We start from the raw sequence: 15,405 nt of genomic DNA, 5'->3' as shown, positions 1-15,405 counted from the left end.
CTTATCGAAACCACAAGGCCCGCGCACAGGCACCCCAACATGCAACACGCCCGCATCTGCAAACCCGCGCAGCCCAACCCACCGCCCCACCTGCTGGACTACAGCGCCACCGTGGCGCAGTTCAGTTGGACCGAAGCCGCCACCCTGCTGGACGGCTTGCCCGGGGGCGCCGGGCTGAACATGGCCGATGAAGCGGTGGACCGGCATGTGAAGCATGGCCGCGGTCAGCAGACGGCGCTGCGCTGGCTGGGCAAAAACGGCGAGCGCCAGGCCCTGAGCTACACCGAGCTGTGCCGCGCAAGCAACCAGTTTGCCAACGCGCTGGAAGGCCTGGGTGTGCAACCAGGCGAGCGCGTGTTCGTGCTCATAGGCCGCCTGCCCGAGCTGTATGTGGCGGTGCTGGGGGCGCTCAAGGCGCGCTGCGTGGTGGCGCCGCTGTTTTCGGCCTTTGGTCCCGAACCCATTGCCACCCGCGCCGAGATGGGCGATGCGCGGGTGCTGGTGACCACGCCTGAGCTGTACCAGCGAAAGGTGCGCGATCTGCGCGAGCGCTTGCCGGGGTTGAGGCACGTCATCGTGGTGGGGCCGGTGCCGGCCGATGAGCCGGGCGTGCACCCCTGGGGGGCGCTGGTGGCGTCGGCGTCCACGCGCTACACCATCGCGCCCACCGATCCCGAGTCCACCGCGTTGCTGCATTTCACCAGCGGCACCACCGGGCGCCCCAAGGGGGTGGAGCACGCGCACGCTGCGGTGCTGGCGCATGCGGTCACGGGCCGCTACGCGCTGGACCTGCACGACCACGATGTGTTCTGGTGCACCGCCGACCCGGGCTGGGTCACCGGTACCAGCTACGGCATTTTGGCGCCGCTGGTGTGCGGCGTGACCAATGTGGTGGTGGAAGCCGAGTTCGATGCCCAGACCTGGTACGGCGTGCTGCAGAGCGAGCGCGTCACCGTCTGGTACACCGCGCCCACGGCCATCCGCATGATGATGAAACTGGGCGCTGGCGCGCTGAAGGGCTATGACCTGTCGGCACTGCGCTTCATGGCCAGCGTGGGCGAGCCGCTCAACCCCGAGGCGGTGGTGTGGGGCCTGGAGGCCTTTGGCCTGCCGTTTCACGACAACTGGTGGCAGACCGAAACCGGCGGCATCATGGTTTCGAACTACGCCGCCATGGACATCAAGCCCGGCTCCATGGGCAAGCCCTTGCCGGGCATCACGGCGGCAGTGGTGCGCCGACTGGCCGACGGCCATGTGGAGTTGATCGAGGCGCCCGATGTGGACGGGGAGCTGGCCCTGAAGGCGCCCTGGCCGTCCATGATGCGCGGCTACCTGCACGAAGACGCCCGCTACCGCCAGTGCTTTGTAGACGGCTGGTACCTCACGGGCGACTTGGCGCACTGCGACGCCGAGGGCTACTACTGGTTCGTCGGGCGGGCCGACGACGTGATCAAGTCGGCCGGGCACCTGATCGGGCCGTTTGAGGTGGAAAGCGCGCTGATGGAGCACCCAGCGGTGGCCGAGGCGGGCGTGATTGGCCTGCCCGACCCGGTGGTGGGCGAGATGGTGAAGGCCTTTGTGGCGCTCAAACCCGGCTTTGAGGCGGGCGAGCCGTTGCGCCGCTTGCTCCTGGGCCACGCGCGCAAGCGGCTGGGCGCGGCGGTGGCGCCCAAGCAGATCGACTTTCGCGACAACTTGCCCAAAACCCGCAGCGGCAAGATCATGCGCCGCCTGCTGAAGGCGCGCGAACTGGGCTTGCCCGAGGGCGATCTGTCGACGCTGGAAAGCGATGAAAAGAAGGGTACTTCGACATGACCGACAAGATCCACATCGACCGCGCCCACCTGCACCAGGTGTACCGGCAGATGCTGCGCATTCGCCGCTTTGAGGCCAAGTGCGTCGAGCTGTACCAGTCGCAGAAAATTCGCGGCTTTTTGCATTTGTACGACGGGGAAGAGGCGGTGGCCGTGGGCGTGATGGCCGCGCTGGAAGAGCGCGACACGGTGCTGGCCACCTACCGCGAACACGGCCAGGCGCTGGCGCGCGGCGTGCCCATGGGCGCCCTGATGGCTGAAATGCTGGGCAAGCTCGAAGGCAGCTGCCGGGGCCGCGGTGGCTCCATGCACATTTTTGACCGCGAGCGCCGCTTTTTTGGCGGCAACGCCATTGTGGGCGGCGGCCTGCCGCTCGCGGTGGGCATGGCCCTGGCCGACCAGCAGCTGCGCCCCGGCGCCGTGACGGCCTGCTTTTTCGGCGAAGGTGCGGTGGCCGAGGGTGCTTTTCATGAAAGCATGAACCTGGCCGCCCTCTGGCAACTGCCGGTGCTGTTTGTCTGTGAAAACAACCGCTACGCCATGGGCGTCCCATTGGAAGACGCCGAATCGCAACCCGACGTGTACCGCAAGGCCGAGGCCTACCGCATGGCCAGCGCACCGGTGGACGCCATGGACCCAATTGAGATGGAGGCCGCAGCGCGCCACGCGGTGGCCCACATACGGTCCGGGCACGGGCCGTATTTTCTGGAATGCCGTACCTACCGCTTTCGCGCGCATTCCATGTTTGACACCCAGGCCTACCGCTCACGCGAGGAGGTGGACGCCTGGCGGCAGCGCGATCCGATTGAGCGCCTGCGCGTCTGGATGGTGGACAACCATCGGCTCAGCCCCGGCGAGTCGGCGGCCATCGACGCCAGCATCCGCACCGAGATCGACGCTGCAGTGGCGTTTGCCGAAGTGGGCACGCTGGAGCCGCTGGACGAACTGGAGCGCTTTGTGTTGATGGACAGCGTGGTGCAGGAGCGGGGCGCACTGGAGCCGCCAGCATGAGCACCCCACCTGTGCGCCTGACCTACCGCGAAGCCTGCCGTTTGGCGCTGCGCGACGCTCTGCACGCCGACCCGCGCTGCTTTGTGATGGGCGAAGACGTTGGCAAGTACGGCGGGTGTTACGGCGTAACCAAGGGGTTGCTGGAAGCGTTTGGGCCCGAGCGCATTCGCGATACGCCGCTGGCTGAAAACGGCTTTGTGGGCGCCGGCGTTGGTGCGGCCCTGGCCGGGCTGCGGCCCATTGTGGAGATCATGACCTGCAACTTCAGCTTGCTCTCGCTGGACCAGATCATGAACAACGCCGCCACCTTGTCCCACATGTCGGGCGGGCAGTGGTCGGTGCCGCTGGTGATTCGCATGGCCACGGGCGGCGGGCGGCAGTTGGCGGCCCAGCATTCGCACAGCCTGGAAGGCTGGTATGCCCACATTCCGGGGCTCAAGGTGGCGGTGCCCGGCACCGTTGAGGACGCGCGCCACATGCTGGCTGCCGCGCTGGCCGACCCCAACCCCGTACTGATCTTTGAACACGTGGTGCTTTACAACGCCGAGGACGACCTGGACACCACCGTCACCGGGGTTGACTTGTCGCACGCCCGGGTGATGCGCCCCGGCACGGACGTGAGCCTGGTGACCTATGGCAACAGCCTGCCCAAGTGCCTGGCCGCAGCGGCCAGGCTGGCGGCCAAAGGCATTGAGGCCGAGGTGATTGACCTGCGGGTGTTGCGCCCGCTGGATATGGACACCGTGATCGCATCCGTCAGCCGCACGCACCGTTGCGTGATCGTGGACGAAGGTTGGAAGAGCGGGTCTATTTCAGCGGAAATCGCTGCCCGGCTGGCAGAAGACGCGCTCTACGAACTGGATGCACCGGTGCGCCGCGTGTGCGCCCGCGAAGTGCCGGTGCCTTACGCGGCCCACATGGAAGAAGCCGCGCTGCCACAGGTGCACGACATCGTGGCCACCGTGCACGCGGTGGTGAAGCCCGGGTAGGGCGCGCGGTGGCTGCCTTTGTCATGCCGTCTTTGGGTGCCGACATGGAAACCGGCACCTTGGTGCAGTGGCTGGTGAAAGCCGGCGACCGGGTGAAGCCTGGCGATGTGGTGGCGGTGGTGGAGACGCACAAGGGCGCCATCGACGTTGAGATTTTCCTGGCCGGCGTGATCGACGCGTTGGCGCCACTGGGCCAAGCGCTGCCCGTGGGCGCGGTGCTGGCACAGGTGCACCCATGGCGCGAAGAGGGTGTTGAAACGGCTGCCGCGCCCGTGGGACGGGCCACCCCAGCACCGCGCAGCCCCGAAAAGCCCCCAACCCCGGCGCCCGCCAGCCAGCCCGGCCCGCGCGCCCGCGCGAGCCCGGCCGCCCGACAACGCGCGCAACAAACCGGCGTGAAGCTGGCTGGCTTGCCAGGCAGCGGCCCCGGTGGTGCCATCGCGCTGGCCGATGTGGAGCGCGCCGCCGCGCGGGCGCCCGTTGCGCCGGTGCGCACACCGTTCAGTGGCTTTGACCCGGCTCAAATGCGCCAGGCCATTGCCGCCGCCATGAGCCGGTCCAAGCGCGACATTCCCCACTACTACCTCACCGAAACCGCCGACTTCCTGCCCGCCAGCCAGTGGCTCGAAGCCTGGAACCGCGAGCACCCGCCCGAGCGGCGCCTGCTCAGTGCGGTGCTGCTGCTCAAGGCCACGGCGCGGGCCTTGCAGGCGGTGCCGCAGCTCAACGGCTTTTACGAAAATGGCGGTTTTCGCGCCGGCTCGGGCATTCACGTTGGCTGGGCCGTGTCGTTGCGCGGCGGTGGCCTGGTGGCGCCTGCCGTGCACCATGCGGACCAGCAAACCTTGCCCGAGCTGATGGCTTCGTTGCGCGACCTGGTGCAGCGCGCGCGCAGCGGTGGCCTGCGCAGTTCCGAGCTGAGTGACCCCACCGCCACCGTCACCAGCCTGGGGGAGCGTGGGGCCGAAAGTGTGCTGGGCGTCATATACCCGCCGCAGGTGGCCATCATCGGCTTTGGCCGCACCGTGCAACGTCCCTGGGTGGCTGACGGCCAGTTGGTGGTGCGCCCTGTGGTGCAGCTGAGCCTGGCCGCCGACCACCGCGCCAGCGACGGACACCTGGGCGGCCAGCTGCTGCGGGCCATCCAAAGCGCCTTGCAATCGCCCGAATCCCTTTGACTTTGAGCTTGCGGGCCAAGCCACACCACCATGAACCCCAACGAGATTCGACAACTCGCCGCCCAGGTGCTGGCCGGTATCGCTCCCGAAGCCGACCTGACCACCGTGGCCGACCATGAAGACCTGCGCGAGGCGCTGGACCTCGATTCCATGGATTTCCTCAACCTGGTTGTGGGCCTGAGCCAGGGCAGCGGCCTCAACATTCCCGAGAGTGACTATCCCCAGTTGTTCACCCTGGCAGGCATGCTCGCCTACCTGGGCACGTAGGGCAGGACTTGCGCAAAACCGCCATGGCATTGTTGCGTCGCCTTGCCGTGCTGCTGCCATACCTGCCGTACTGTCTGCGCCGCCGCGCCCAACGCTGACAGCTTTGCGCACGGGTTGTCGGGAACGCTTGGCTGGTCACAGGCCACTACACTGGCTGCCCATTGCAGCAACGGCGCGCGTCGCCCCCACTGGCCATGTCCCTGTTTCCCCAGAATGCCCTGAAGCCCGGCGTGCGCAAGCGCGAGGTCTTTGGTTGGGCCATGTACGACTTTGCCAACTCGGGCTACACCACGGTTGTTCTCACCGCGGTTTTCAGCGCCTATTTCGTGGGCAGCGTTGCCGGTGGTGAAGCCTGGGGCACCCTGGCCTGGACCAGCGCGCTGGCGGTGTCCAGCCTGATCGTGATGCTCACCATCCCCGCGCTGGGTGCCTACGCCGACCTGCGTGCGGCCAAGAAACGCCTGCTGGTGCTGTCGACCCTGGGTTGTGTGCTAGGCACCGCCGCACTGGCTGGCGCGGGGCCAGGCGACGTTGCCTGGGCGCTGGTGGCCATCGTCCTGTCCAACGTGTTCTACGCCTTCGGCGAGTCGCTGATTGCGGCTTTTTTGCCCGAGCTGGCCCGTGCAGAGCGCATGGGCAGTGTGTCGGGCTGGGGCTGGAGCTTTGGCTACTTTGGCGGCATGCTGGCGCTGGGGCTGAGCCTCTGGTACGTGCTGTGGGCGCAGGGGCACGGCCTGCCCGCCTCGCACTTTGTGCCGGTCACCATGCTCATCACCGCCGGCATTTTCGGGGCTTCAGCCTTGGTGACCTTTGCATTGCTCAAGGAACGCGCCCAGCCGCAGGTTCGGGCGGCACACGAGCCCGGCCTCAAAGCCTCGCTGGCCCGGCTCAAGCGCACATGGCAAGAGGCGCGTTCGTTCCAGGATTTCACGGCGCTGCTGGCCTGTTCGGTGGCCTACCAGGCGGGCATTTCGGTGGTCATTGCCCTGGCCGCCGTGTACGCCGAACAGGTGCTGTCTTTCCAGCAGACCGACACCATGATGCTGATTTTTCTGGTCAATATCGCCGCAGCGCTGGGCGCCTTTGCCTGGGGCTATGTGCAAGACCGTATCGGTCACCGGCCAGCGCTGGGTGCGACCCTGGCCGGCTGGATCGTCATGACCGTGCTCGCCGCCGTGGCCACCGGCCCCGGCCTGTTCTGGGTAGCGGCCGTGCTCGCGGGGCTGTGCATGGGCAGCAGCCAGTCGGCCGGACGGGCCATGGCGGGTGTGCTGGCCCCCGAGCTGCGCCGCGCCGAGTTCTTCGGCTTGTGGATGTTTTCCGTTCGCCTGTCGGCCATTCTTGGCCCCATGACCTACGGCCTCGTGACCTGGCTGACCGACGGCAACCACCGCCTGGCCATTGCCTCCACCGGCCTGTTTTTCGTGGTCGGCCTGGTGTTGCTGACCCGCGTCAATGTGCAGCGCGGTATGGCCTCAGCGGCAGCGACCAACGGCCAGGCGGGCTGAAGCCTGGTCTTTGGGGGGGTGGAGGGCAATCGGGCCTCCGGTTTTTGTTTTTGCGCAGCGCCCGGCGCCACCTTGGAAACGGCCGTGGGACAGGTCCGCGCGGGCTATAAGCGCGCACTGGCGGCTCAATCGGGGTGCAAGCGCACCCACCCAACAGGTGTGATTGCTCGTGGGCAAGGTGCGCGGTATGCACCGGTATCCCCAGCGGACCAAGCGCAGGCCACTGCCGTTTTTAGGTGCCATTCACGGGGTGCATGGCCCGGCAACCCCAAAAGCCCCCTCCTGCAACGCTTCAGCGGCATGCAAACAGGCGCTGCCCGGTATACGCTACGTACCATGAAGCTCTACAACTACTTCCGTTCTTCGGCCTCGTTTCGCGTGCGCATTGCGCTGGCGCTTAAAGGCCTGCCCTACGAATATGTCCCGGTGCATGTGGCCAAAGGCGAGCACAAGCAAGCCGGTTACGCCGACATCGCAGCCGACCAGCTGGTGCCCGCGCTGGAGCTTGACGACGGCACGCGGCTGTCGCAGTCCATGGCGATCATGGAGTACTTGGACGAGATCTGCCCCACGCCTGCACTGGTGCCAGCCAATGCGCTGGGTCGTGCGCGTGTGCGTGCGCTGGCGCAGTCCATCGCCTGCGAGATCCACCCCATCAACAACCTGCGGGTGCTGAAATACCTCAGCAAAGAGCTGAAGGTGGACGAAGAAGCCAAGAACACCTGGTACCGCCACTGGGTACGCACCGGGCTCGAATCGTTTGAGCGCCAGTTGGCGCTTCAGGCGCCGTCCACCTACTGTTACGGTGCCACGCCCACCTTGGCCGACTGCTGCCTGGTGCCGCAGATCTTCAACGGCCAACGCTTCAACACCAACTTCGATGGCCTGCCGCGCACCATGGCCGCCTTTGAAGCTTGTATGGCACTGCCAGCGTTCCAGCAAGCGCAGCCCTCAGCCTGCCCGGACGCGGAAGCCTGATGGAGTTCCCGGCTGAATGGATCGTCCCCGAATGGGCGGCGCCCCCGTCGGTGCGCGCGGTGTTCACCTGCCGCGCCGGAGGTGTGTCGGTGGCGCCATTCGACAGCTTCAACCTGGGAGACCATGTGCGCGACGAGCCTGCCGCCGTGGCCCGCAACCGTGACTTGCTCGCCCAGGCCTTGGGTCAGCGGCCGGTTTTTTTACAGCAGGTGCACGGCACGGCGGTGGCCCTGCTGGATGCCCATACCCCCAACGGCGCCGTGGCTGACGCCTGCCTGGTGAGCGGGCCGGGCGTGGCCTGCACCGTCATGGTGGCCGACTGCTTGCCGGTGTTGTTTGCCCACACATCGGGCACGGTGGTGGCCGCAGCCCATGCCGGTTGGCGCGGGCTGGCGGGGACGGGTGCCGACGGGGTCGGGCTGGGGGTGCTGGAAACCACCATGGCCGCTTTGGTGGCCGCTGTGCAGCAACACGACCCCGCCGTTACACCCGCGAGCGTGGCGCAACAAACGCTGGCCTGGCTGGGCCCTTGCATTGGGCCCGACGCGTTTGAAGTGGGTGCCGAGGTGCGCGACGCCTTTGTGGCTCAGCAGCCCGCTGCGCACTGCGCTTTTGCGGCCATTGGCCGGGGCAAGTTTCTGGCCAGTCTGCCGGCGCTGGCGCGCCAACGCCTGGCTGCGATGGGCCTCACGCAAGTCAGTGGCAACGACGGCACTGCGGCCTGGTGCACGGTCGCGCAGACGTCACGGTTCTTTTCGCACCGCCGCGACGCTGCCCGTCTCGGCAGCACTGGGCGCATGGCCGCTTGCATCGGGCTGGTTTGATTGGTGCGGCTCGGCCATTGGCCTACTCAGCGCTGCGCCTGCAGCCATGCTGGCTTCGTGTTCGGCCGCTTCGCGTGCCTTGTTGGCCTTGCGCCTTTGCGGCGTGCGCATCAGGTAAACCACCAGTATCACGGGGAGCAAACCGTACAGAAAAAAGGTCACAATGGCTCCCAGCACAGAACCCGTGCTGTTGGATGCTTCGGCCACCGACATCATGAGCACCACGTAAATCCAACCAATCACCACCAGATACACAGCGTTCCTTGAATACCCGGACAGGTTGTCAGCTTGCTGGAAGCCGTGAAACCGACACTAGGGAAAACCCGGAATCTCTCCCTAGAGGGATTGATAATAAGCCTCAGGCAAAACCACAGGAGACAAGCATGACATCTGGCAAATCACCCGATCAGCCCTGGCACGAAGCCGCCCAGGAATTCCAAAAAAACCTCATCGCGCAGTGGACGCAGGCTGCACAAGCCTTTCCCGGTGCCGCGCAGGCTGGCGGGCAAGGCGCTGCTGATCCGTTTGCCGCCTTCAAGGCCTTCATGCCACAAAGCGGTGCGGCCAACCCCTTTGGTATGGCCATGCCCAGCATGGGCGCAGGTATGCCGAGCATGGTCAGCATGAGCGATCTGTTCACCAAGGCGGCAGGCAAAAAGGTGAGTTTTGATCCCGCCAAGATGCTGGAAATTCAAAATACCTATCTCAAAGACGTGGCCGGCCTGTGGAACCAGGGGCTGGATGTCAAACCGGTAAGCGACCGCCGTTTTTCTGCAGACGCCTGGGCCAGCAACCCCGTGGCGGCTTTCTCTGCCGCCGCCTACTTGCTCAACGCCCGCACGCTCATGGCCATGGCCGATGCGGTGGATGGTGACGCCAAGACCAAGACCCGCGTGCGCTTTGCAGTGCAGCAATGGATTGATGCCAGCGCGCCCAGCAACTTCCTGGCCTTCAATGCCGACGCGCAAAAGAAAGCCATCGAAACCAAGGGCGAAAGCATCGCCAAAGGCGTGGCCAACCTGCTGCACGACATGAAGCAGGGCCATGTGTCCATGACGGACGAAAGCGTGTTCGAAGTGGGCAAAAACGTGGCCACCACCGAAGGCGCCGTGGTGTTTGAAAACGAGCTGTTCCAGCTGATCGAATACAAACCGCTCACCGCCAAGGTGTACGAGCGTCCGTTCCTGCTGGTGCCGCCTTGCATCAACAAGTTCTACATCCTGGACCTGCAGCCTGCCAACTCGCTGATCCGCTATTGTGTGGAGCAGGGCCACCGCACCTTCGTGGTGAGCTGGCGCAACCCCGACGAGTCGATGTCCGGCAAAACCTGGGACGACTACATCGAAGATGCCGTCATCAAGGCCATTGGTGTCACGCAAGACATCACCGGCGCCGAGACCATCAACGCGCTGGGTTTCTGCGTGGGCGGCACCATGCTCAGCAACGCGCTGGCCGTGCTGGCGGCACGTGGTGAAGCGCCGGTGAACAGCGCGACCTTCCTGACCACGCTGATCGACTTCACCGACACCGGCATTCTCGACGTGTTCATTGACGAAAACTTCGTCAAGTTGCGCGAGATGCAGTATGCCCAAGGCGGTTTGATGCCCGGCCGTGATCTCGCCACCACCTTCAGCTTCCTGCGTCCCAACGACCTGGTGTGGAACTACGTCGTGGGCAACTACCTCAAGGGCGAGTCGCCACCGCCGTTTGACCTGCTGTACTGGAACTCGGACGCCACCAACCTGCCTGGCCCGTATTACGCCTGGTACCTGCGTCAGACCTACCTGGAAAACAACCTGGTCAAACCGGGCAAAACCACGGTTTGTGGCGAGCAGATTGACTTCCGCAAAGTCAAGATCCCGGTCTACCTGTACGGTTCACGCGAAGACCACATCGTGCCCATTGGGGGCGCTTACGCCAGCACGCAGGTGTTCCCTGGCAAAAAGCGCTTCGTCATGGGCGCGTCTGGCCACATTGCCGGCGTCATCAACCCACCCGCTGCGGGCAAGCGCAGCCACTGGGTGAGCAACACCAACAAGTTCCCGGCCGATGTAAACGAGTGGATTGACGGCGCCACCGAGCACAAAGGCAGCTGGTGGAGCGACTGGGCCGCTTGGCTCAAGCCGCTGGCTGGCAAGCAAATTGCTGCGCCCAAGGCCTATGGTAAAGGCAAAACCTACGCTGCGATCGAGCCGGCACCTGGCCGCTACGTCAAAGCCAAAGCATGAAAGTGCACCACCCCTGCCGCGCTGCGTGCGACCCCCTCACGGGGGCGGTGCGAAGCAGCCCGGCAAAGCCGGTTCTGCCGCGCCTTGGGTGAATTCACTTCGCGCCGGACCATTCTTATTTTTTTGACCCCTGAGGAGACAACCCATGGAAGACATCGTCATCGTTTCAGCCGCCCGCACTGCAGTGGGCAAGTTTGGCGGCTCGCTCGCCAAGGTGCCCGCAACCGAGCTGGGTTCCATCGTCATCAAAGCCCTGCTGGAGCGCAGCGGCCTGCCGGTCGACGCCATCGGTGAAGTGATCATGGGCCAGGTGCTGGCCGCTGGCTGTGGCCAGAACCCAGCCCGCCAGGCCATGATGAAAGCCGGTGTGGCCAAGGAAACGCCGGCGCTGACCATCAACGCCGTCTGCGGCTCGGGCCTGAAGGCCGTGATGCTGGCCGCCCAGGCCGTGGCCTGGGGCGACAGCGAGATCGTGATCGCCGGTGGCCAGGAAAACATGAGCGCCAGCCCGCACGTGCTCAATGGCAGCCGCGATGGGCAGCGCATGGGCGACTGGAAGATGGTCGACACCATGATCGTGGACGGCCTGTGGGACGTGTACAACCAGTACCACATGGGCATCACCGCTGAAAACGTGGCCAAAGCCCACGGCATCACCCGCGAGATGCAGGACGCGCTGGCCGCTGGCAGCCAGGCGAAAGCCGCTGCAGCGCAGGCCGCCGGCAAGTTCAAGGACGAGGTCGTTGGCGTGAGCATTCCGCAGCGCAAGGGCGACCCGGTGCTGTTCAACAACGACGAATTCATCAACGCCAAGACCACTGCCGAAGTGCTGGCCGGTCTGCGTCCCGCTTTCGACAAGGCCGGTTCCGTGACCGCAGGCAACGCCTCCGGCATCAACGACGGTGCTGCCGCCGTGGTGGTGATGACGGCCAAAAAAGCGGCCGCCCTGGGCCTCACGCCGCTGGCGCGCATCGCCTCTTTCGGCACCAGCGGCCTCGACCCCGCCACCATGGGCATGGGCCCGGTGCCAGCCTCGCAGAAGGCGCTGGCCCGTGCGGGCTGGAAGGCGTCTGATGTCGACCTGTTTGAACTCAACGAAGCCTTTGCCGCACAAGCTTGCGCCGTGAACCAGGCGCTGGACATCGACCCCGCCAAGGTCAACGTCAACGGTGGCGCCATCGCCATCGGCCATCCCATCGGTGCGTCCGGTTGTCGCATTCTGGTGACGCTGCTGCACGAAATGCAACGCACCAACGCCAAGAAGGGCCTGGCGGCTCTTTGCATTGGCGGCGGCATGGGCGTGTCGCTGGCGCTGGAACGCTGACCCACCCCCGCGCTGCCTGCGGCTTCACCCCCAAGGGGGGTGGTGCGAGTGGCCCGGCAAAGCCGGTACCACCGCACCCCACGGCAAAAACACCTTCTTCCATAAGCATTTTTCCGCCATTTCGGCACCACCTAGAGGAGCAAACAACATGAATCAAAAAGTAGCGTACGTCACCGGCGGCATGGGCGGCATTGGTACCGCCATTTGCCAGCGCCTTCACACCGAAGGTTTTAAGGTCATCGCCGGTTGCGGCCCCACGCGCGACCACCAGAAGTGGATCGACGAGCAGAAGGCACTGGGCTACACGTTCTTCGCATCGGTCGGCAACGTGGGTGACTGGGATTCCACTGTGGAGGCCTTCACCAAGACCAAGGCCGAGCACGGCAGCATCGACGTGCTGGTGAACAACGCCGGCATCACCAAAGACCGCATGTTCCTGAAGATGTCGCGCGACGACTGGGACGCTGTGATGAACACCAACCTGGACTCCATGTTCAATGTGACCAAGCAGGTCGTGGCAGATATGGTGGAAAAGGGCTGGGGCCGCATCATCAACATTTCGTCGGTGAACGGTGAAAAGGGCCAAGCCGGCCAGACCAACTACTCGGCTGCCAAGGCTGGCATGCACGGTTTCTCGATGGCCCTGGCGCAAGAGCTGGCCACCAAGGGCGTGACCGTCAACACCGTGAGCCCTGGCTACATTGGTACCGATATGGTGAATGCCATTCGCCCCGATGTGCTGGAGAAAATTGTGGCCACCGTGCCGGTGAAGCGCCTGGGCAAACCCAGCGAAATCGCCTCCATCATCGCCTGGCTGGCGTCGGACGAAGGTGGCTACGCCACTGGCGCTGACTTCTCGGTCAACGGCGGCCTGCACATGGGCTGATCCGTCGGGCTCTGTTTGGCGAACCCCGCTGTGGCGGGGTTTTTTTACGCCCTTTTTACGGTGGTATTCGGCGGATCGGGTCCACGTTCAGCACGTACATTTGTGCCATGTACCAACTGTTGTCGGCAGATGCGCTCGTTCTGAACCAGCCGGTCTCGGCCAACATCTGGGATCCCAACGGTGTGCTGCTGCTGCGCAAGGGGGAGGCGATCACCTCGGAAAAGCACCGCGATTCCATCCTGCTGCGTGCGCCACGTGTGCTCGCCAGCGAGTGGCAGGCCGTCCACTTCGGTTACACCACCTTGCTGGACCGGCTGGTGCGCAAGAACGAGTTGCTGGGTGAAATTGCCAAGGTCCGGACCATGTCTGCTGAGTCCGGCTCACAGGCGAAGGTGCCGCAGCCGCTGCACCTGACCGACGCCTGGGCCGATTTGCATGCCGAACTGAGCAGTTTGCTGCGCCAGGGTGGCGAAGCCAGCCAATTTATCGATCGGCTCTTGCGCGTGCAGGCGGCTGGCGCGCTGCTGTGGCAGCAGCAGGCCGACAACAGCCTGCTGGTCCTGGTGCAGTATTTGTTTGACACCCGTTTGTCCTACAGCACCACACACGCTCTGCTGTGTGCCGGGTTGTGCCAGCTGGTGGCGGGCACAGCCGGCATGGATTCCGATGCTCAGCATCGGATGGGGCTGGCTGCGTTGACGATGAACCTCGGCATGACGCGGACCCATGACGAACTGGCCCGGCAGGTGACGCCTGTGACGCCCGATCAGCGTCTCCTCATTCGTGAGCACCCGCTGCGCAGCGCAGCCGCCTTGCGGGCATTGGGCGTGACCGATGGCGCCTGGATTCGCCTGGTCGAAGAGCACCATGAGCGCAGCGAGGGCACCGGTTACCCCACTGGCATGCGGGTGGATGGGGCCGAGCACCGGCTGCTACAGCTGGCTGACACGTATGTGGCTTGCATCAGCCCAAGGGAGGACCGGGGCCCGCTGCTTTCTCGTGAGGTAGCCAAGCAGCTCTACCTGGGCGCCGGTCAGATGCCGGATCGCTGGGGTGCCCAGTTCGTGAAGTGCATCGGGTTTTTTCTGCCTGGCAGCTATGTCAGCCTGGCCAATGGCGAGAGCGGCATCGTGGTGCGCCGCGGTGTGAAAGTCAATGCACCCAAGGTGATGTCGCTGACCGGCCGGCAAGGCATGCCGCTGGGCGAACCGGTGTTGCGGGACACCTCTGAGCCGGCATGGGCGGTGCAAACCGGACTGCCACCGGGGGCGGTGAAGGTCGTGGTGAACGTGGCGCGCCTGATTGCCCGTTGCTGAACGCCGCCAGGCCCAGCGGATGCGTCGCGGGATAATGGGCAGATGTTAGACAGCCCGACACCTCTTGCCAGCCCCTGGCGCTTGTCCGTCGCACCCATGATGGGGTGGACCGATCGCCATTGCCGCTACTTTCACCGCCTGCTCACGCGCCACACGCTGCTCTACACCGAGATGGTGACCACGGGGGCGCTGATCTATGGAAACGCGGCCCAGCACCTGAACTTCAACACCCAAGAGCATCTGGTGGCGTTGCAGCTCGGGGGCAGCGATCCGGCCGATTTGGCCACCAGTGCCAAGCTGGGCGAGGCGCGCGGATACGACGAGATCAATCTGAACTGCGGCTGCCCGAGCGAGCGCGTTTTGCGGGGTGCATTTGGTGCCTGCCTCATGGGCGAAGCCGCGCTGGTGCGCGACTGTGTCAAGGCCATGGTGGACATGGTGGATATTCCAGTCACTGTCAAGCACCGCATTGGCATCGACAAGGTGGAGAGCTACGATTTTGTGCGCGACTTTGTGGGCACCGTGGCCGAGGGTGGCTGCGAGGTGTTTCTGGTGCACGCGCGCAACGCCTGGCTGCAAGGCCTGTCGCCGAAAGAAAATCGCGAGATTCCGCCGCTGCGCTACGAGCTGGCCCACCGCCTGAAGCGGGACTTTCCGCATCTGACCATTGCCGTCAATGGCGGCATCACCACCCACGAGCAAATCGCTGAGCAACTGGCGCACGTGGACGGCGTGATGGTCGGGCGCGAGGCCTACCACAACCCCTGGATCATGGTGGACTGGGACCGCCGTTTTTACGGGGACGAATCACGCACCGCACCCTCGCGCGAAGCGGTCGAGCTGGCCATGGTGGACTACATGGAACGCGCCCACGCGGAAGACGGCGTGAACTGGTATTCCATTGCCTGCCACATGCTGGGCTTGCGCCACGGCCTGCACGGTGCGCGCAAGTGGCGCCAGGTATGGAGCGACCACCACCTCAAACCCTTGCCCGCGCGTGAGGTCTGGGCCATGGCACAGGCCCATGTCAGGCTGACAGACGATGAGTTTCAACCCGATTCCCTTGTTTCTCCCCTTTGAAA

Annotated in this window: 13 protein-coding genes; all 13 read left to right on the top strand. The window is 65.0% G+C overall.

The window, feature by feature from the left end:
• The first annotated feature begins 39 nt into the window (after positions 1-39).
• The 13 genes from acsA to dusA all read left to right on the top strand — a co-directional run bounded on the left by acsA (position 40) and on the right by dusA (position 15,403).
• The gene (acsA, locus tag ACTG4K_RS15950; protein ID WP_439115202.1) at positions 40-1,815 is read left to right on the top strand and encodes an acetate--CoA ligase; all 1,776 of its coding nucleotides are present in this window, start codon (positions 40-42) and stop codon (positions 1,813-1,815) included.
• Positions 1,812-2,825: a pyruvate dehydrogenase (acetyl-transferring) E1 component subunit alpha gene (gene pdhA, locus ACTG4K_RS15945; RefSeq protein ID WP_439115201.1), complete on the top strand. Its 1,014-nt coding sequence runs from the start codon at positions 1,812-1,814 to the stop codon at positions 2,823-2,825. The genes acsA and pdhA overlap by 4 nt, the downstream gene beginning before the upstream one ends.
• Positions 2,822-3,814, top strand: a complete 993-nt coding sequence (locus tag ACTG4K_RS15940; protein WP_439115200.1) for an alpha-ketoacid dehydrogenase subunit beta — start codon at positions 2,822-2,824, stop codon at positions 3,812-3,814. Before pdhA ends, ACTG4K_RS15940 begins: the two co-directional genes overlap by 4 nt.
• A 23-nt stretch (positions 3,815-3,837) precedes the next feature.
• Positions 3,838-4,992, top strand: a complete 1,155-nt coding sequence (locus tag ACTG4K_RS15935) for a dihydrolipoamide acetyltransferase family protein (protein ID WP_439115199.1) — start codon at positions 3,838-3,840, stop codon at positions 4,990-4,992.
• A 30-nt stretch (positions 4,993-5,022) separates the two neighbouring features.
• The gene (locus ACTG4K_RS15930) at positions 5,023-5,259 is read left to right on the top strand and encodes an acyl carrier protein (protein WP_439115198.1); all 237 of its coding nucleotides are present in this window, start codon (positions 5,023-5,025) and stop codon (positions 5,257-5,259) included.
• Between the two features lie 194 nt (positions 5,260-5,453).
• The gene (locus ACTG4K_RS15925; RefSeq protein WP_439115197.1) at positions 5,454-6,767 is read left to right on the top strand and encodes an MFS transporter; all 1,314 of its coding nucleotides are present in this window, start codon (positions 5,454-5,456) and stop codon (positions 6,765-6,767) included.
• A gap of 336 nt (positions 6,768-7,103) precedes the next feature.
• Entirely contained in the window at positions 7,104-7,745 is a 642-nt protein-coding gene (gene maiA, locus ACTG4K_RS15920) for a maleylacetoacetate isomerase (protein ID WP_439115196.1), read from the top strand.
• Entirely contained in the window at positions 7,745-8,569 is an 825-nt protein-coding gene (gene pgeF, locus ACTG4K_RS15915; RefSeq protein ID WP_439115195.1) for a peptidoglycan editing factor PgeF, read from the top strand. The genes maiA and pgeF overlap by 1 nt, the downstream gene beginning before the upstream one ends.
• A gap of 383 nt (positions 8,570-8,952) precedes the next feature.
• Complete coding sequence (gene phaC, locus ACTG4K_RS15910; protein ID WP_439115194.1) at positions 8,953-10,797, top strand: class I poly(R)-hydroxyalkanoic acid synthase; 1,845 nt, start codon at positions 8,953-8,955, stop codon at positions 10,795-10,797.
• 145 nt (positions 10,798-10,942) lie between these two features.
• Positions 10,943-12,121, top strand: coding sequence for an acetyl-CoA C-acetyltransferase (locus ACTG4K_RS15905; protein ID WP_439115193.1), 1,179 nt, complete (start codon positions 10,943-10,945; stop codon positions 12,119-12,121).
• A 148-nt stretch (positions 12,122-12,269) separates the two neighbouring features.
• Complete coding sequence (gene phbB, locus ACTG4K_RS15900; RefSeq protein WP_439115192.1) at positions 12,270-13,007, top strand: acetoacetyl-CoA reductase; 738 nt, start codon at positions 12,270-12,272, stop codon at positions 13,005-13,007.
• A 107-nt stretch (positions 13,008-13,114) separates the two neighbouring features.
• Complete coding sequence (locus ACTG4K_RS15895) at positions 13,115-14,323, top strand: HD-GYP domain-containing protein (RefSeq protein ID WP_439115191.1); 1,209 nt, start codon at positions 13,115-13,117, stop codon at positions 14,321-14,323.
• Between the two features lie 42 nt (positions 14,324-14,365).
• On the top strand, positions 14,366-15,403 hold the full coding sequence (gene dusA, locus ACTG4K_RS15890; RefSeq protein WP_439115190.1) for a tRNA dihydrouridine(20/20a) synthase DusA: 1,038 nt from the start codon (positions 14,366-14,368) through the stop codon (positions 15,401-15,403).
• Positions 15,404-15,405 lie beyond the last annotated feature (2 nt).

The organism is Hydrogenophaga sp. (assembly GCF_965657535.1).
GTDB lineage: Bacteria > Pseudomonadota > Gammaproteobacteria > Burkholderiales > Burkholderiaceae_C > Hydrogenophaga.
Note: the sequence above shows the minus strand (reverse complement) of the source record. Positions and strands in the feature narration are given on the sequence as shown.